Below are 16,512 nucleotides of genomic sequence, written 5' to 3' on the forward strand. Positions count from 1 at the left end.
GCCGGCAGGCCCTCCCAGGAGCGTCCCGGGCGGTGGGCCGCCGCAGAGAGCGCCCACTCAGGAACACCGGACACCGAGCGCCCCGGGCCGGCGGGCCGCCGCGGAGAGCGTGCTCCCGCAGGAGCACTTCCGGGCCGGCGGGCCGCCGCCCCGGGGAGGGCGGTGGCCCGGACCGGCGCGGACCGTCAGAGCGTGCGCAGCAGGACCGCGGGCCGCTCGACGCAGTCCGCCACGTACCGCAGGAAGCCGCCCGCCGTGCCGCCGTCGCAGACGCGGTGGTCGAAGGTGAGCGAGAGCTGCACCACCTGACGGACGGCCAGTTCGCCCTGGTGCACCCAGGGCTTGGGGATGATCCGGCCGACGCCGAGCATCGCGGCCTCGGGGTGGTTGATGATCGGTGTGGAGCCGTCGACCCCGAACACCCCGTAGTTGTTCAGGGTGAACGTGCCACCCGTCAGATCCGCCGGGGTGAGCGCGGACTGCCGGGCGGCCTCCGTCAGCCGGGCGAACTCCGCCGTCAGCGACTCCGCCGTGCGGCTCCCCGCGTCCTTGACCACGGGGACGACGAGACCGCGCGGGGTCTGGGCGGCGAAGCCGAGATGCACGGCCGGCAGCCGGACGATCTCCCTGGCGGCGGTGTCCACGGTGGAGTTGAGCTCGGGGAACCGGGCGAGGGCGTGGACGCAGATCCGGGCGAGGAGCGCGAGCAGCGAGATCTTCGGCCCGCCGGCCGCGTTCATCGCCGCACGCGCGGCCATCAGCTCCGTGGCGTCAGCGTCGACCCAGCAGGTGGCGTCCGGGATCTCCGTACGGCTGCGTGACAGCTTGTCCGCGACGGCGCCGCGGACCCCGCGCAGCGGAATCCGCTCACCGGCCGCGGCGGCGGGTGCCGGAGCGGGAGTACCGGCGGACACGGGCACGGCCGCGGTCGCGGTCGCGGCGGCCGACGGCTCGACGGCCGTGAGGGCCCGCTCCACATCGGCCCGCAGGATCAGCCCCTCGGGCCCCGATCCGCGGACCTCCCGCAGGTCGAGTCCCCCGTCCCTGGCCAGCTTCCGCACGAGCGGCGAGATGACCGGCACCGGCCCCTCGTGTCCGCCGACGCCCACGGCGGCGGGCGCCGGAGCAGCCGCCGGAACCGGGACGGGGGCAGCGGCGGGCGCGGGACTCTGAGCCACGGCCGGGCTCTGGTGCCGCACCCGGCGGCGCCGGGCGGCGGGCTCCGCCGTGCCGTATCCGACCAGCACGTTGCCCGAGTGCTCGGACGACACGGCGGAGGCGCCGGAAGCCGCGGAGGCGGTTTTCCCCGAAACGCCGGGGGAGGCGATCTCCGGCGCCCCCGTACCGCCCACCGCGACCGTCAGGAGCGGTGCGCCGACGGGGAGTTCGGTGCCCTCCTCGCCGTACCGGGCGGTGACGACACCGCCGTACGGGCAGGGCACCTCGACCATGGCCTTGGCCGTCTCGACCTCGACGACCGGCTGGTCGATGGCGACGACGTCGCCGACGCTGACCAGCCAGCGGACGATCTCCGCCTCGGTGAGCCCCTCACCGAGGTCGGGCAGCTTGAACTCGAGCACCTGCGCCATCAGCTTCCCGCCTCCCACTGCAGCCGCGCCACCGCGTCCAGGACCCGGTCCACGCCCGGCAGGTGGTGCCGCTCCAGCATCGGCGGCGGGTACGGGACGTCGAAGCCCGCGACCCGCAGCACCGGTGCCTCCAGGTGGTGGAAGCATCGCTCGGTCACGCGCGCGACGATCTCCGCGCCGGGGCCGCCGAAGCCGGTCGACTCGTGGACCACGACCGCGCGGCCGGTGCGCCGCACCGAGGCGCAGACCGTCTCGTCGTCGAAGGGCACGAGGGAGCGCAGGTCGACGACCTCCAGGTCCCAGCCCTCGGCCTGGGCGGCCTCCGCCGCCTCCAGGCAGACGGGCACGGAGGGACCGTAGGTGATCAGGGTGGCCCCGGTGCCCCGCCGCCGTACGACGGCCTTGCCGATCGGCTCCACGGGCGCGGGCGCCTCGGGGGACCAGTCGGACTTGGACCAGTAGAGCCGCTTGGGCTCGAGGAAGACCACGGGGTCGTCGGAGGCGATGGCCGCGCGCAGCAGCCCGTAGGCGTCCTCGACGGTGGCCGGGGTGACGACGTGGAGACCGGGGGTTGCCGTGTAGTAGGCCTCGGAGGAGTCGCTGTGGTGCTCGACGCCACCGATGCCGCCGCCGTACGGGACGCGGATGACGATCGGCATCGGCATCGTGCCGCGCGTCCGGTTCCGCATCTTCGCCACATGGGAGATCAGCTGCTCGAACGCCGGGTAGGCGAACGCGTCGAACTGCATCTCGACGACCGGTCGCAGGCCGTACATGGCCATGCCGACGGCCGCGCCGAGAATGCCGGCCTCGGCCAGCGGGGTGTCCGTGCAGCGGTCCTCGCCGAACTCCTTGGCGAGCCCGTCGGTGACCCGGAAGACGCCGCCGAGGGTGCCGACGTCCTCGCCCATCACGTGGACGGTCGGGTCCTCGGCCATCGCGTCGCGCATGGCGCGCTGGAGCGCCTGCGCCATCGTGGCGGGCTTGGTCCTGCCGGCGTTTCCGCCGGCCTTGGCCGCGGCCGGGCCGGTCGTCGCGGTCGTCATCACGCCTCACCCTCGGCTTCGAGCTCGGCGCGCAGCTGCGCCGCCTGTTCGCGCAGCTGCGTGGTCTGCTCCGCGTACACGTGGGCGAAGAGGTCCATCGGGTCGAGCACCGGGTCGGCGTTCATCCGTTCGCGCAGCTCCGCGGCCATCGTCTCGGCGGCCTCCGCCGCCGCGCGCCTGCCGTCCTCGTCGAGCAGGCCGCGCTCGGTCAGTTCCCGTTCGAGGATCAGGATCGGGTCGTGCGCCCGCCAGGTCTCGACCTCGCCGGCCGCGCGGTAGCGGGTGGCGTCGTCGGCGTTGGTGTGGGCGTCGATCCGGTACGTGATCGCCTCGACGAGCGTGGGGCCGCCGCCGCGCCGCGCGCGTGCCACGGCCTCGGTGAGGACCTGGTGGACGGCGACCGCGTCGTTGCCGTCGACGAGCCGTCCGGGCATCCCGTATCCGACGGCCTTGTGGGCGAGGGAGGGGGCGGCGGTCTGCTTGGCGAGCGGCACGGAGATCGCGAAGCCGTTGTTCTGCACGAGGAAGACCACCGGGGCCTGCCAGACGGCCGCGAAGTTCAGCGCCTCGTGGAAGTCGCCCTCACTGGTGCCGCCGTCGCCGACCATGGCGAGGGCGACCACGTCGTCACCCTTGAGCCGGGCGGCGTGGGCGAGGCCCACCGCGTGCGGCAGCTGGGTGGCCAGCGGGGTGCAGAGCGGTGCGATGCGGTGCTCGTGCGGGTCGTACCCGGTGTGCCAGTCGCCGCGCAGCAGGGTCAGCGCCTGTACGGGGTCGAGGCCCCGGGCGACGGCCGCCAGGGTGTCGCGGTACGAGGGGAAGAGCCAGTCCCGCTCCTCCAGGACGAGGGCGGCGGCGATCTCGCACGCCTCCTGGCCGGTGGTGGACGGGTACACGGCGAGGCGGCCCTGCTTGGTGAGGGCGGTGGCCTGCGTGTTGTACCGGCGGCCGCGGACCAGCTCCGCGTAGAGCCGGAGCAGCAGCGCGGGGTCGGCGTCGGCCACGGCGTCCGTGCCGAGCACGCGCAGCGGCTCGGCGTCGGGCAGCAGCGGGGCGGGGTCGGTGCGCGGCTGCCACGCCGGCGGCGGGGTGGGCCGGTGGGCGGGAACGGCACCGGGCGGCTCTTGGACTGTCGAACTGCGCTGTTGCAACGAGTCCACCTCCTCGTGGGAGCGGGCATGAAGACCCGAAGGCGGATGGCGCGAGTGTGGTGCGCCTCACCTACCGATTGTTCGGTCGTGGAGGCATTTTGGCTACAGGCACCTTCAGCCTGTGGACAAACGGTTCTCCACAGCCTGGGATAGGAGCAGGTCGTCCAGCGGAGAGAGGCGGGGGGACATGGCGGATGAACAAATGGCCGTCGACCGGAGCGGGGTTCCGGGCGACGAGACGGGCCGCGACATGGGCCGCGACACGGGCGGGGCCCCCGGCGGGGCCGAGGACGAGGTGCCCGGCGAGGCCCTGAGCGCGCCGGTCGGCGTGCCGACGGGCGCGCCGTCGGCACGCCCGCTCGACGCGATCGACCGGGACATCCTGCGGTTGCTGCAAACGGACGGCCGTGCCTCGGTGCGCTCCGTGGCCGAGCGGGTGCACGTCTCCCGCGCCAACGCGTACGCGCGCATCAACCGGCTCATCGACGACGGGGTGATCCGCGGCTTCAGCGCCCGGATCAACCACGAGCGCGCGGGCCACGGCGCCTCCGCCTACATCACGCTCAAGATCGTCCAGAACTCCTGGCGCACGGTCCGGGACCAGCTCAAGACACTGCCGGGCGCCGCCCACATCGCACTGGTCAGCGGGGACTTCGACGTCCTGCTGCTGGTGCACACGCCGGACAACCGGACGCTGCGCGAGCTGGTGCTCACCCGGCTCCAGGCGATCCCCGAGGTGCTGTCGACGCGCACGCTGCTGGTCTTCGAGGAGACGGACCTGAACACCGATCCGCGCGCGTGAGGCCGGCGGCGCAGTACGGGTCCCGGCCACACCGACCCGCGCCCGAAGGCCGCGGCGGAGCCGAGCGGTCCTCAGCGGGCCGTCCGCAGCCCGTCGAAGGCCAGGTGGGCGACGGTCTCGGCGAGCTGCTCCCGCTCCGCCGTCGCGTCCGGATGGGGCCGGTACCACTCCACAAGCGAGTTGATCATGCCGAAGAGGAGCCGGGTCGCGAGCCGGATGTCCACGTCGGCCCTCAGGTCGCCCTCGTCGGCGGCGGCCCTGAGCAGTTCGGCCACCCGGTGGTCGAACTCGCGCCGCCGCTCCATGGCCCACCGCTCGGTGGACGTGTTGCCGCGCACCCTCAGCAGCAGCGTCACGTACGGCAGCTCCGCTATCAGCACCTCGACCGTCCGCCGCGTGACGTACTCGACCCGCTCGACGGCCCGGCCACGCCCGGCGCCCGGCTCGTCGAGGATCCCGAAGAGCCCGTCGAGCGCCCGGCTGACCGCCCGCCGCAGCAGCTCCTCCTTGCCGGACACGTGGTGGTAGATCGACGACTTGGAGATCCCGGCCGCCTTGGAGAGGTGCTCCATGGAGGTGCCGTCGTAGCCGCGCTCGTTGAAGATCCGCACGGCGACCGAGAGCAGCGTCTCGGGGGTGTACGTGTCGCGCTTCGCGGTCGTCATCAGGACTCCCCGGCTTCCTCGGCGTAGCCCCGTCGTACGAGGGCGACGCTCGGCGCGTACCGCCCCGTCGGGTACCACCCGTGCAGCTCCCGCAGCAGGCCGCACGTGCGGCGGTAGCCGACCTTCCCGGCCCACTCGAGCGGTCCGGCCGGATAGTTGACCCCGAGCCGCATCGCCGTGTCCACGTCCTCCTCGGTCGCGACCCCGCGGTCGACCGCGTCGGCCGCCACGTCGGCCAGCATCGCGACCGTACGGGCCACGATCATGCCGGGCACGTCCCCGATGACGGAGACCTGCTTGCCGAGCGCCTGGAAGAGCCCCACCGCTTCGGCGAGCACCTCGGGGTCGACGCCCTCGCGAGCCGACAGGACGATCCGGGTCGCGGCGGCGTAGTCGAGCGCGAGGTCGAAGTAGAGGATGTCCTCCTTGTGGTACTCGAAGGAGGACTCGCCGTCGGCGAGGCTGAGCTCACCGCCTCCGGGCAGCTTGATGTACCCGCCGTCCCCCTTCTTGCGCCGGACCGTGATCCCGGCCTCCTCGAAGAGCCCCACCAGCGGCTCCGCCGGCCCGAGGTCACCCCGGACGACGATCCGCTCGGGCGCCTTCGCCGGCGCCGCCGTGTGCGGTGCGGGCCGCTCGGCGCCCTCCGCGTACGAGAACCAGCCCTGGCCCGTCTTGCGGCCGAGCCGCCCCGACTCCACGAGCCGCCGCTGAGCGAGCGAGGGCGTGAACTTCGGGTCCTGGTAGAAGGACTCCCACACCGAGCGGGTGACGGCCTCGTTCACGTCCTGGCCGATCAGGTCGGTCAGCTCGAAGGGGCCCATGCGGAACCCGCCGCACTCGCGCAGGGCCGCGTCGATCGTGGCCGGATCGGCCGCGCCCTCCTCGTAGACCCGCAGCGCCTCGGCGTAGAAGGGCCGCGCGACGCGGTTCACGATGAAGCCGGGGGTGTCCGCGCAGCGCACCGGGGTCTTGCCCCAGCCCTTCACCGTCTCGTACGCGCGCGTGGCGACGTCCGGGTCGGTGGCGAAGCCGCTGACGACCTCGACGAGGGGGAGCAGCGGCGCCGGGTTGAAGAAGTGCAGTCCGACGAACCGGCCGGGCAGCCGCAGTCCTCCGGCGATGGCGGTGACGGAGAGGGAGGAGGTGTTGGTGGCGAGGAGGGTGTCGTCGCCGACGACCTTCTCCAGGTCGGCGAAGAGCTGCTGCTTGACGGGGAGGAGCTCGACGATCGCCTCGACGACCAGTGCCGCGTCCGCGAGCTCGTCGAGCTCCTCGGCCGCGTGCAGCCGCCCGACGGCGGCCTCGCGCGCGGTGGCGTCCAGGCGCCCCTTCTCGACGAGCCGGTCGAGGCGGGCGGTGAGGGCGGCCACGGCCTGCTCGGCGCGGCCGGGGGCGCTGTCGTAGAGACGGACGGGGTGGCCGGCGACCAGGGCCACCTGGGCGATCCCCTGGCCCATGGTCCCGGTGCCGACGACGGCGACGGTGCGGTCCTGTCCCACGGTTTCGACGGCTCCTGCCGCGGCGGGCTCACTGGCGGTCACGTCGTCGCTCCCCCTGACGGTCACGGTGGCGCTCATGGTCGTGTCGGCGCTCATAGGGGTGATCCTCCCCGATGGGTTTTCCACAGGATCGACGGCCCCCCTTGTCCCGACCGATCGTTCGGTTACTCTAACTCCGTACGCGTCTCCCTGCCCAGCTCGACGAGGAGTTGGTCCATCCATGGCCACCGCTCAGCTGACCACCGACCGTCTGGCCGAGAAGCACCGGTCCACGCTCGACCAGGCGCTCGACACCATCCGGACCCGTGCCTACTGGTCGCCGCACCCCGAGCACCCGAAGGCGTACGGGGCGGACGGCTCGCTCGACGCCGCGGCCGGTCTCGCCGCCCACCAGGCCACTCTGAACAGCCGCTTCGAGCTCGACCAGCCCGGCACGGACGGCTGGACCGGCGGCGAGACCTCGCCGTACGGCCCGTCGCTCGGCATCGAGTACCCGCACGCCGACATCGACGTCCTGCTCCCCGCGATGCGCGCGGGCATGGGCGCCTGGCGCGACGCCGGGGCCGAGACCCGGGCCCTGGTCTGTCTGGAGATCCTCGCCCGGATCTCCGCCCGCACCCACGAGTTCGCCCACGCCGTCATGCACACCAGCGGACAGGCGTTCATGATGGCGTTCCAGGCCGGCGGCCCGCACGCGCAGGACCGCGGCCTCGAAGCCGTGGCGTACGCGTACGCGGAGCAGACCCGCACCCCCGCCGGGCGGGCCGACTGGTCCAAGCCCCAGGGCAAGCGCGACCCCCTGCAGCTGAGCAAGGAGTTCACCCCGGTCGGCCGCGGCATCGCCCTGATGATCGGCTGCAACACCTTCCCCACGTGGAACGGCTACCCGGGCCTGTTCGCCTCGCTCGCCACCGGCAACCCGGTCCTGGTCAAGCCGCACCCGCGCGCGGTGCTGCCGCTCGCGCTGACCGTCCGCGTCGCCCGTGAGGTGCTCGCCGAGGCCGGCTTCGACCCGAACCTGGTCGCGCTCGCCGTCGAGCGGCCGGGTGAGGGCATCGCCAAGACGCTGGCCGTGCGCCCCGAGATCCGGATCATCGACTACACCGGCTCCACCGAGTTCGGCGACTGGCTGGAGGCCAACGCCCGGCAGGCGCAGGTCTACACCGAGAAGGCCGGCGTCAACACGGTGGTGGTCGACTCCACCGACGACTACAAGGGCATGCTCGCCAACCTGGCGTTCTCGCTGTCCCTGTACAGCGGCCAGATGTGCACCACCCCGCAGAACCTGCTGATCCCCCGCGACGGCATCACCACCGACCAGGGCCCCAGGTCGTACGACGAGGTCGTCGCCGACCTCGCGGCGGGGGTCGGCGGTCTGCTCGGCGACGACGCCCGGGCGAACGGCATCCTCGGCGCCCTGGTCAACCCGGACGTGAAGGCGCGCCTGGAGGCCGCCGCCGACCTCGGCGAGGTGGCACTCGCCTCCCGCGAGGTGGTCAACCCGGAGTACCCGGACGCGGTCGTGCGCACGCCGGTCATCGTGAAGCTGGACGGCTCCAAGCCCGACGCCCAGGCCGCGTACTTCTCGGAGTGCTTCGGCCCGGTCTCCTTCGCCGTCTCGGTGGACTCCACCGAGGAGGCCCTGGAGCTGCTGCGGCGCACGGTCCGGGAGAAGGGCGCGATGACGGTCGGGGCCTACACGACCTCGGCGGAGACCGAGCGCGCGGTGGAGGAGGTCTGCCTGGAGGAGTCGGCCCAGCTCTCGCTGAACCTCACGGGCGGGGTGTACGTGAACCAGACCGCCGCGTTCTCCGACTTCCACGGCTCCGGCGGCAACCCGGCGGCGAACGCGGCGCTGTGCGACGGCGCCTTCGTCTCCAACCGCTTCCGTGTGGTGGAGGTCCGCCGCCAGGCCTGACGACGCGCGCGTGGAGGCCCCGCGGGGCCTCCACGCCACCTCAAGGGCTCTCGATCTCCGCGTAGCGCTGTACCCACGCGTGCATGGCGATGGCGGCGGCCGCCCCCGCGTTGATCGAGCGGGTCGAGCCGAACTGGGCGATCGAGCAGACCATCTCCACGTGGGCGCGGGCCTCCTCGGTGAGCCCAGGGCCCTCCTGCCCGAAGAGCAGCACACAGCGGCGGGGCAGCACGGTCCGCTCCAGCGGCACGGCGCCCGGCAGGTTGTCGATGCCGATGACGGGGATGCCCTCGGCCGCCGCCCACGAGGTCAACGACTCGGTGTCCGGGTGGTGCCGGACGTGCTGGTAGCGGTCGGTGACCATGGCGCCGCGCCGGTTCCAGCGCCGCCGGCCCACGATGTGGACCTCCTTCGCCAGGAAGGCGTTGGCGGTCCGCACCACCGAACCGATGTTGAAGTCGTGGCCCCAGTTCTCCACCGCCACGTGGAAGTCGTGCCGGCGGGTGTCCAGGTCGGCGACGACCGCCTCCCGCGTCCAGTACCGGTAGCGGTCGACGACGTTGCGCCGGTCGCCGTCGGCAAGCAGCTCGGGGTCGTACCGCTCACCCTCGGGCCACGGCTCCGGGTGCGGCCCGACGCCGACCTCGGGGCCGAAGCCCTCGTCGTACTGGACCGGCTCCGCGACTCCGGCCTCGCCCGCTGCCCCGGTTCCGGCCTCGCCCGCGGTTCCGGCTGCGGTTCCGGTTCCGGGCTTCTCTTCGGTGGTGCTCACCCGACGAGGGTACGGGGACCGTGCTCCTCACCCGTACGGCGCTGCTCGGGCAGCTTCTCGACGGGCGCACGCCGCAGCAGCCGGTCCCTGCCCCGCACGACCCGCGCACCGAGCGCCACCAGGAAGGGCGTCGGCAGGAACACGGCGTCGGCGGAGATCATCGCGAGCGAGAAGACCGGCAGCCCGAGGAGCACCGCGATCCCCGCGTGCTCCAGCATCATCACGACGAGCAGGACGTTCTTGACCTTGCGGTGGAAGAGCGTGAAGGGGAAGGCGACCTGGACGATCACCGTGCCGTAGGTCAGCAGCATCACCATCACCCCGCTGCTGGCCAGCAGGTCGGAGAGGGCCGGCCACGGCGTGAAGTAGTCGAGGTGGAGCGGGTAGTACAGCGCGGTGCCGTCCTGCCAGCGCGAGCCCTGGATCTTGTACCAGCCGGCCGTGGCGTAGATCAGACAGACCTCCGCCATGATCACGAAGAGGGCGGCGTTGTGCGCGAGGTGGGCGAGCGCGTCGAGCAGGGTGCGCGGCTCCCCCGGCGCGTACCGGCAGACCAGCCACCACAGGCCGTTCCCGAGCCACAGGACCCACAGCAGCACGGGCAGCCACCACTCGCCGGTGACCTCGCTGAACCAGGTCGTGGCGAGGAGGAAGCCGCCGAGCACGATCCACAGCAGCGGGCCGACGCGGTCGGCGCGCGGTGACCCGCCCGCGCGGGCGGCACGGGCGTCACGGGCCGCCCGCCGGGCGTCGAGGGACCACACCTGGGCGCAGCGGGTGAGCACGAGGTAGATCGCGACGAGGTGGAGGACGTTGTCGCCGCCGTCGCCCACGAAGACGGAGCGGTTCTGCAGCGAGAGCACCCCGGCCATGAAGACCACCGAGACGGCCCGGGTGCGCCAGCCGACGAGGAGCAGCACGGCGGAGAGCACGGCGAGGCCGTAGACGAACTCGAACCAGAGCCGGCCGTCCGACCACATGAGGACGGTGAAGGACCGGTTGTCGGCGATCAGCCGGCCGGCCATCTCCCAGGACCAGGGGCCTTCGGGGCCGTACAGCTCGTGCCGGTGCGGCAGCTCGCGCAGCAGGAAGACCAGCCAGGTCAGCGAGAAGCCGATCCGCACGATCGCGCTCTGGTACGGGCCGAGTGAGCGGCCCGTGAGGGCTTGGACGGCGCGGGCGAGCCGACGGTCGAGAGGCTCACGGGCAGGCGCGCGCGTGCCGGCGGCCGCGGCAGGGGCCACGGGGCCGGGAGTGGCCAGGGGTTCCGGAGTGGCCAGGGGGTCGGGGGTGGTCATCGGCCCGTCTCCGTGCGGCTCAGGTCGCCTCCGGCGGGGAGGTCGGCGGCGGTGACGGGCCACCACGGGAAGTCCCGGTAGGAGGGGTCCGTGTCGATCTTCTCGAAGCTCCACCGGGGGGCGGCGACGGACCGGGTGACGGTACGGAGCTGGACGCGCCGCACGTCACCGGCGATCGGCCGGCCGTCGGGACCTTCGAGGACGGGGAGTGCGTCGAGGCGGAGCATCGCGATCCGGCGCATGTACTCCTCCGAGAGCCGACCGCGCATCCCGTTGGGGCGACCTTCGTCGGAGTGCGAGTTGGAGTAGTAGTCGATGGCCCGGCGAAGCACGTTCTGCTGGGTGTGGCTGGGGATCGGGTTGTGCCGGACGGCCTCGATGTCCTGGGCGGTGAGGTCGATCCAGCCGGTGGTGCGGCGCCCGCCGTCGGGGGTGGCGAGCTCGGCGCGGACCTCGACGGAGATGTTCTGCCGGAGCGGATTGGGCGCGAAGAGCTTCCAGTTCTGCTCGAACTCGGGGTAGACCCAGTCGTCGACGGCCTGACCGTGCCGTTTGGTCAGCGTGTTGGACGGCGCCACGTGCAGGAACACCATCGCCAGATGGCCGCAGGCGAACACGCCGGCGACGGCGAGCGCCACGGCGAGGACGACCTGGTAGGGCAACGAGAGGGCCATGATCCCGTGGGTCGCGCGCCGTGTCCCGGGGGTGGTGTCCGGGGGCCCCGCCGGGGGGTCCGCAGGGGATGTCGGACGGCCCTCGTCCACGTCAACGGCACTCTTCTCGACGTACGCGTCCATCCGGCCCCGCTCCCGATCGGCCCACCCCGGTTATCCACAGGGTTGACACCATACGGGCCGTCGACCCACCATTGAAGTCATTCAACCGAACGATCGGTCGGTAGGGGGTCCGATGACCGCAGTGACGGCAGGGACGGCAGAGACCACGGGCGTGCCCGGAGTGTCGGACGCGGCCGTGGCGGCGGAGCAGGCCGCTTACGAGGCCGTGTTCGACGCCGCCGTGGCCGCCGACGAGCGGATCGAGCCGCGCGACTGGATGCCCGAGGCCTACCGCGCCTCGCTCGTCCGGCAGATCGCGCAGCACGCCCACTCCGAGATCATCGGCATGCAGCCGGAGGCGAACTGGATCACCCGCGCGCCCTCGCTGCGGCGCAAGGCGATCCTCATGGCCAAGGTCCAGGACGAGGCCGGCCACGGCCTGTATCTGTACAGCGCGGCGGAGACCCTCGGCACCAGCCGCGACGAGCTGCTCGACAAGCTCCACTCGGGCCGCCAGAAGTACTCCTCGATCTTCAACTACCCCACGCTGACCTGGGCCGACGTCGGCGCGATCGGCTGGCTGGTCGACGGGGCCGCGATCACCAACCAGGTCCCGCTCTGCCGCTGCTCCTACGGGCCGTACGCCCGCGCGATGGTCCGGGTCTGCAAGGAGGAGTCCTTCCACCAGCGCCAGGGGTACGAGGCGCTGCTCGCCCTCTCCCAGGGCACCGAGGCCCAGCACGCCATGGCCCAGGACGCCGTGGATCGCTGGTGGTGGCCCTCGCTGATGATGTTCGGCCCGCCCGACGACGAGTCGACCCACACCGCCCAGGCGATGGCCTGGAAGATCAAGCGCCACTCCAACGACGAGCTGCGGCAGCGCTTCGTCGACATCGCCGTGCCGCAGGCCGAGGCCCTCGGGCTCACCCTCCCCGACCCCGATCTCCGGTGGAACGAGGAACGCGGGCACTACGACTTCGGCCCGATCGACTGGACCGAGTTCTGGGACGTCCTCAAGGGCAACGGTCCCTGCAACGACCAGCGGCTGAGCAGGCGGCGCCAGGCCCATGAGGACGGCGCCTGGGTCAGGGAGGCCGCGGCCGCCCACGCGGAGAAGCACAAGCACACCGGCAAGCACGGGGAGGCACAGGCATGACGAGCGACGGTTGGCCGCTGTGGGAGGTGTTCGTGCGCTCCCGCCGCGGACTGTCCCACACCCACGCGGGCAGTCTCCACGCGCCCGACGCGGAGATGGCCCTGCGCAACGCCCGCGACCTGTACACCCGCAGGAGCGAAGGCGTGTCGATCTGGGTCGTGCCCTCGGCGGAGATCACCGCCTCCTCACCCGACGAGAAGGACCCCTTCTTCGAGCCGGCCGCCGACAAGCCCTACCGCCACCCGACGTTCTACGAGATCCCGGAGGGGGTGAAGCACCTGTGAGCACCCCCGACACCCGTGAGGGCGCCGTGGTCACCGGAGCCGCCCTCGCCCTCGGCGACGACGCCCTCGTCCTCTCCCACCGCCTGGGGGAGTGGGCCGGACACGCCCCCGTCCTGGAGGAGGAGGTCGCCCTGGCGAACATCGCGCTCGACCTCCTCGGCCAGGCCCGGGTCCTCCTCTCGCTCGTCGGCGACGAGGACGAACTGGCCTACCTGCGCGAGGAGCGTTCCTTCCGGAACGTCCAGCTGGTCGAACAGCCGAACGGCGACTTCGCCCACACCATCGCGCGACAGCTCTACTTCTCCACCTACCAGCGCCTCCTGTACGGGCAGCTGGCCGCCGGGGACGGCCCCTTCGCCGGTCTCGCGGCCAAGGCCGTCAAGGAGGTCGCGTACCACCAGGACCACGCCGAGCACTGGACCCTGCGGCTCGGCGACGGCACCGCCGAGAGCCACGAGCGCATGCGGCGGGCCTGCGACGCCCTGTGGCGGTACACGGGCGAGCTGTTCCAGCCCGTCGAGGGACTCGACGTGGACCACGCGGCCATGGAGAGCGCCTGGCTGGCGTCGGTGACGGACGTCCTCGACAGGGCCACGCTCACCGTGCCCGAGGGGCCCCGCACCGGCGCCTGGACCGCGGGAGCCGGCCGGCAGGGGCTCCACACCGAGCCCTTCGGACGGATGCTCGCAGAGATGCAGCACCTGCACCGCAGCCACCCGGGGGCGACATGGTGACCATGACCGCCCTGGAGGAGGAGCTGAGCCGGATCGCAGGCGCCGTCCTCGACCCCGAGCTGCCCGTCCTCACCCTGGCGGAGCTCGGTGTGCTGCGGGGCGTCCAGGTCACCGGCCCCGGCCGGGTCGAGGTCGCCCTCACCCCGACGTACACGGGCTGTCCCGCCGTCGAGGCCATGTCCTCCGACATCGAGCGCGCCCTCCACGAGCACGGAGTGCCGGAGGTCTCCGTCGTCACGGTCCTCGCCCCCGCGTGGTCCACCGACGACATCAGCGAGGAAGGACGCCGCAAGCTCGCCGAGTTCGGCGTCGCCCCGCCGCGCCCCCAGGGCCCCGGCCCGGCCGGCGGCCCGGTCCCGCTGACCCTCGCGATCCGCTGCCCCCACTGCGGCTCCACCGACACCGAGCTCCTGAGCCGCTTCTCCTCGACCGCGTGCAAGGCACTGCGCCGCTGCACCGCCTGCCGCGAACCGTTCGACCACTTCAAGGAGTTGTAGATGGTGTCCTCAGGCGCCGCCGGACGGGCCGGGTTCCATCCGCTCCGGGTGAGCGAGGTCGAGCGGCTCACGGACGACTCCGTGGCCGTCACCTTCGCCGTCCCGCCCGAACTCCACGAGGCGTACCGGCACCTCCCCGGCCAGCACCTCGCCCTGCGCCGCACGGGCGAGCGGGGCGAGGAGGTCCGGCGCACGTACTCGATCTGCACCCCCGCGGCCCCGGCCGGCGAGCCCCCCGTCCTGCGTGTCGGCATCCGGCTGGTCGACGGCGGCTCGTTCTCGACGTACGCGCTCAAGGAACTGGCCGTCGGAGACCTCGTCGAGGTCATGGAGCCCATGGGCCGCTTCTCGCTCGCCCCGCGCCCCGGTCACTTCGCGGCCGTCGTCGGCGGCAGCGGCATCACTCCGGTCCTGTCGATCGCGGCCACCCTGCTCGCCCGGGAACCGGAGGCCCGGTTCTGCCTGGTCCGGAGCGACCGCACCGCCTCGTCCACGATGTTCCTCGACGAGGTCGCCGACCTGAAGGACCGCTACCCCGACCGCTTCCAGCTGGTCACCGTGCTCTCCCGGGAGGAACAGCAGGCGGGTCTGCCCTCCGGCCGTCTCGACCACGAGCGGCTCGCCGAGCTGCTGCCCGCGCTGCTGCCGGTCGACACGATCGACGGCTGGTTCCTCTGCGGCCCCTTCGGGCTCGTGCAGGGCGCCGAGCGTGCGCTGCGCGGACTCGGGGTCGACCGTGGCCGGATCCACCAGGAGATCTTCCACGTCGACGACGGCTCCGCACCCGCCGCGGCCCCCGCGGGCGACATCCCCGCGCACGCCACCCTGACGGCGACCCTGCACGGTCGGTCCGGCACCTGGCCGGTGGACCGGGGCGAGACGCTCCTCGACACGGTGCTCCGTGCCCGCGCGGACGCTCCGTACGCCTGCAAGGGCGGGGTGTGCGGCACCTGCCGCGCCTTCCTCGTCGGCGGAGAGGTGCGGATGGACCGCAACTTCGCACTGGAACCGGAGGAGACCGAAGCCGGATACGTGCTGGCCTGTCAGTCCCACCCGGTCACCCCGGACGTGGAGTTGGACTTCGACCGCTGACGAGTCCGGGCGCGGCCCATTCCCTTCCACTAGAACCTGTTCTATCTTGACGAACCGTCAGGAAGCACGAGGACGGCAACGGGAGGGCAGGGCAGTGGACTTCACCTTCACCGAAGAACAGCAGGCGGCCGTCGAGGCGGCCAAGGCGGTCTTCTCGGACGTCGCGCCCGACGCGGTACCGAGCCCCGCCCTCACACCGGGTGCCGTCTCCGAGGACCTGGACCGACCACTCTGGTCCCGTCTCGCCGCGGCCGGCCTGCTGGGCCTGACGGTGTCCCCGGAACACGGAGGCGCCGGGCTCGATCCCGTCGCCCTCTGCCTCGTCCTGCGCGAGTCGGCCCGCGTCCTCGCCCGCGTCCCCCTCCTGGAGACCAGCGCCGTCGCCATGACCGTCGAGCGGTACGCCCCCCGGGAAACGGCCGCCGCGCTGCTCCCCCGGGTGGGCCGCGGCGAACTCGTGCTCACCGCCGCCTCCCAGGGGCACACCGGCCACGACCCCGCGGAGTGCTCCGTCACCGCCCGCCACGACGGCACCGTCTGGATCCTCGACGGCCTCCAGACCGCCGTTCCCTGGGCCCACGGAGCGGACCTCGTCGCCGTACCCGGGCACACCCCCGAGGGACGCACCGTCCTCGCCCTGCTGCCCCGGACGCACGCGGGCCTCACGCTCACCGCGCAGTACTCCACCAGCGGCGAACTCCTCGCCGAACTACGGCTCGACGCCGTACGCCTCGCCGACGCCGACGTCATCGACGCCGAAGGCGCCTGGAAGTGGCTGCGCGGACTCCTGACCACCGGGACCTGCGCGCTCGCCCTCGGCCTCGGCGAGGCCGTGCTCACCATGACGAGCCAGTACACCGGGAAACGCGAACAGTTCGGCCACCCCGTGGCCACGTTCCAGGCGGTCGCCGTGCAGACCGCCGACCGCTACATCGACCTGCGCGCCATGGAGGCCACCCTCTGGCAGGCCGCCTGGCGGCTCTCCAGCGCCTCCGAAGGGGCGCTCCCCGCAGAGGGGGACATCGCCGTCGCGAAGATCTGGGCCTCCGAAGGCGTACGACGCGTGGTGCAGACCGCGCAGCACCTGCACGGCGGCTTCGGCGCCGACACGGACTACCCCCTGCACCGCTACCACGCCTGGGCCAAACACCTGGAGCTGTCCCTCGGCCCCGCCGCGGCCCACGAGGAGGCCCTGGGCGACCTGCTGGCCGCCCACCCCCTCGGCTGACC

At 72.9% G+C, this 16,512-nt stretch carries 16 protein-coding genes; 8 read left to right on the forward strand and 8 right to left on the reverse strand.

Annotation, left to right across the window (positions count from 1 at the left end; translation table 11 throughout):
* Window positions 1-185: 185 nt before the first annotated feature.
* Genes ACFWUY_RS12920 through pdhA form a run of 3 tightly spaced genes read right to left on the reverse strand, consistent with a single transcriptional unit; the run spans window position 186 to window position 3,795 of the window.
* Window positions 186-1,589, reverse strand: a complete 1,404-nt coding sequence (locus tag ACFWUY_RS12920; protein ID WP_384106439.1) for a dihydrolipoamide acetyltransferase family protein — start codon at window positions 1,587-1,589, stop codon at window positions 186-188.
* Entirely contained in the window at window positions 1,589-2,635 is a 1,047-nt protein-coding gene (locus ACFWUY_RS12925) for an alpha-ketoacid dehydrogenase subunit beta (RefSeq protein WP_384106442.1), read from the reverse strand. Before ACFWUY_RS12925 ends, ACFWUY_RS12920 begins: the two co-directional genes overlap by 1 nt.
* Entirely contained in the window at window positions 2,635-3,795 is a 1,161-nt protein-coding gene (gene pdhA, locus ACFWUY_RS12930) for a pyruvate dehydrogenase (acetyl-transferring) E1 component subunit alpha (protein WP_384106445.1), read from the reverse strand. The genes ACFWUY_RS12925 and pdhA overlap by 1 nt, the downstream gene beginning before the upstream one ends.
* 178 nt (window positions 3,796-3,973) lie before the next feature.
* On the opposite strand from pdhA, the gene ACFWUY_RS12935 reads away from it, so the two are divergent.
* Window positions 3,974-4,588, forward strand: coding sequence for an Lrp/AsnC family transcriptional regulator (locus ACFWUY_RS12935; protein WP_384106448.1), 615 nt, complete (start codon window positions 3,974-3,976; stop codon window positions 4,586-4,588).
* 71 nt (window positions 4,589-4,659) lie between these two features.
* Here the strand turns inward: ACFWUY_RS12935 and ACFWUY_RS12940 are convergent, their stop codons facing one another.
* Window positions 4,660-5,253 (reverse strand): TetR/AcrR family transcriptional regulator, encoded by a 594-nt coding sequence (locus ACFWUY_RS12940; RefSeq protein ID WP_384106451.1) that lies wholly within the window; start codon window positions 5,251-5,253, stop codon window positions 4,660-4,662.
* Entirely contained in the window at window positions 5,253-6,851 is a 1,599-nt protein-coding gene (locus ACFWUY_RS12945) for a 3-hydroxyacyl-CoA dehydrogenase (protein ID WP_384106454.1), read from the reverse strand. The genes ACFWUY_RS12940 and ACFWUY_RS12945 overlap by 1 nt, the downstream gene beginning before the upstream one ends.
* Window positions 6,852-6,975: 124 nt before the next feature.
* Here ACFWUY_RS12945 and paaN point away from each other — a divergent pair, with 124 nt between their 5' ends.
* On the forward strand, window positions 6,976-8,673 hold the full coding sequence (paaN, locus tag ACFWUY_RS12950) for a phenylacetic acid degradation protein PaaN (protein WP_384106456.1): 1,698 nt from the start codon (window positions 6,976-6,978) through the stop codon (window positions 8,671-8,673).
* Window positions 8,674-8,713: 40 nt separating this feature from the next.
* Here the strand turns inward: paaN and ACFWUY_RS12955 are convergent, their stop codons facing one another.
* The 3 genes from ACFWUY_RS12955 to ACFWUY_RS12965 are packed head-to-tail and all read right to left on the reverse strand — an operon-like array spanning window position 8,714 to window position 11,540.
* The gene (locus ACFWUY_RS12955; protein WP_384106459.1) at window positions 8,714-9,445 is read right to left on the reverse strand and encodes a TrmH family RNA methyltransferase; all 732 of its coding nucleotides are present in this window, start codon (window positions 9,443-9,445) and stop codon (window positions 8,714-8,716) included.
* A complete protein-coding gene (locus tag ACFWUY_RS12960) occupies window positions 9,442-10,743 on the reverse strand; it encodes an HTTM domain-containing protein (protein WP_384106461.1) in 1,302 nt (433 codons plus the stop codon). The genes ACFWUY_RS12955 and ACFWUY_RS12960 overlap by 4 nt, the downstream gene beginning before the upstream one ends.
* Window positions 10,740-11,540 carry a DUF5819 family protein gene (locus tag ACFWUY_RS12965; protein ID WP_384106464.1) on the reverse strand — a complete coding sequence of 267 codons (801 nt, stop codon included), beginning with the start codon at window positions 11,538-11,540 and terminating at the stop codon, window positions 10,740-10,742. Before ACFWUY_RS12965 ends, ACFWUY_RS12960 begins: the two co-directional genes overlap by 4 nt.
* 112 nt (window positions 11,541-11,652) lie before the next feature.
* Between ACFWUY_RS12965 and paaA the strand changes: the two genes are divergently transcribed.
* The 6 genes from paaA to ACFWUY_RS12995 all read left to right on the forward strand — a co-directional run bounded on the left by paaA (window position 11,653) and on the right by ACFWUY_RS12995 (window position 16,510).
* Window positions 11,653-12,675 (forward strand): 1,2-phenylacetyl-CoA epoxidase subunit PaaA, encoded by a 1,023-nt coding sequence (paaA, locus tag ACFWUY_RS12970; protein WP_384106467.1) that lies wholly within the window; start codon window positions 11,653-11,655, stop codon window positions 12,673-12,675.
* Window positions 12,672-12,959 carry a 1,2-phenylacetyl-CoA epoxidase subunit PaaB gene (paaB, locus tag ACFWUY_RS12975; RefSeq protein WP_055599070.1) on the forward strand — a complete coding sequence of 96 codons (288 nt, stop codon included), beginning with the start codon at window positions 12,672-12,674 and terminating at the stop codon, window positions 12,957-12,959. The genes paaA and paaB overlap by 4 nt, the downstream gene beginning before the upstream one ends.
* Window positions 12,956-13,693, forward strand: coding sequence for a 1,2-phenylacetyl-CoA epoxidase subunit PaaC (gene paaC, locus ACFWUY_RS12980; RefSeq protein ID WP_384106470.1), 738 nt, complete (start codon window positions 12,956-12,958; stop codon window positions 13,691-13,693). Before paaB ends, paaC begins: the two co-directional genes overlap by 4 nt.
* Window positions 13,687-14,190: a 1,2-phenylacetyl-CoA epoxidase subunit PaaD gene (gene paaD / locus ACFWUY_RS12985; RefSeq protein ID WP_384106473.1), complete on the forward strand. Its 504-nt coding sequence runs from the start codon at window positions 13,687-13,689 to the stop codon at window positions 14,188-14,190. The genes paaC and paaD overlap by 7 nt, the downstream gene beginning before the upstream one ends.
* Entirely contained in the window at window positions 14,191-15,282 is a 1,092-nt protein-coding gene (locus ACFWUY_RS12990) for a 2Fe-2S iron-sulfur cluster-binding protein (protein WP_384106476.1), read from the forward strand.
* Window positions 15,283-15,376: 94 nt separating this feature from the next.
* Window positions 15,377-16,510 carry an acyl-CoA dehydrogenase family protein gene (locus ACFWUY_RS12995; protein ID WP_384106479.1) on the forward strand — a complete coding sequence of 378 codons (1,134 nt, stop codon included), beginning with the start codon at window positions 15,377-15,379 and terminating at the stop codon, window positions 16,508-16,510.
* Window positions 16,511-16,512 lie beyond the last annotated feature (2 nt).

Origin of the sequence: Streptomyces sp. NPDC058664 (assembly GCF_042716635.1) — a bacterium.
Lineage (GTDB): Bacteria > Actinomycetota > Actinomycetes > Streptomycetales > Streptomycetaceae > Streptomyces.

What these genes read in the sequence shown, in the direction of transcription:
- ACFWUY_RS12920 (WP_384106439.1), bottom strand. Translation starts at nt 1,589, where the DNA reads ATGGCGCAGGTGCTCGAGTTCAAGCTGCCCGACCTCGGTGAGGGGCTC.
- ACFWUY_RS12925 (WP_384106442.1), bottom strand. Translation starts at nt 2,635, where the DNA reads ATGACGACCGCGACGACCGGCCCGGCCGCGGCCAAGGCCGGCGGAAAC.
- ACFWUY_RS12935 (WP_384106448.1), top strand. Translation starts at nt 3,974, where the DNA reads ATGGCGGATGAACAAATGGCCGTCGACCGGAGCGGGGTTCCGGGCGAC.
- ACFWUY_RS12940 (WP_384106451.1), bottom strand. Translation starts at nt 5,253, where the DNA reads ATGACGACCGCGAAGCGCGACACGTACACCCCCGAGACGCTGCTCTCG.
- ACFWUY_RS12945 (WP_384106454.1), bottom strand. Translation starts at nt 6,851, where the DNA reads ATGAGCGCCGACACGACCATGAGCGCCACCGTGACCGTCAGGGGGAGC.
- paaN (WP_384106456.1), top strand. Translation starts at nt 6,976, where the DNA reads ATGGCCACCGCTCAGCTGACCACCGACCGTCTGGCCGAGAAGCACCGG.
- ACFWUY_RS12960 (WP_384106461.1), bottom strand. Translation starts at nt 10,743, where the DNA reads ATGACCACCCCCGACCCCCTGGCCACTCCGGAACCCCTGGCCACTCCC.
- ACFWUY_RS12965 (WP_384106464.1), bottom strand. Translation starts at nt 11,540, where the DNA reads ATGGACGCGTACGTCGAGAAGAGTGCCGTTGACGTGGACGAGGGCCGT.
- paaA (WP_384106467.1), top strand. Translation starts at nt 11,653, where the DNA reads ATGACCGCAGTGACGGCAGGGACGGCAGAGACCACGGGCGTGCCCGGA.
- paaB (WP_055599070.1), top strand. Translation starts at nt 12,672, where the DNA reads ATGACGAGCGACGGTTGGCCGCTGTGGGAGGTGTTCGTGCGCTCCCGC.
- paaD (WP_384106473.1), top strand. Translation starts at nt 13,687, where the DNA reads ATGGTGACCATGACCGCCCTGGAGGAGGAGCTGAGCCGGATCGCAGGC.
- ACFWUY_RS12990 (WP_384106476.1), top strand. Translation starts at nt 14,191, where the DNA reads ATGGTGTCCTCAGGCGCCGCCGGACGGGCCGGGTTCCATCCGCTCCGG.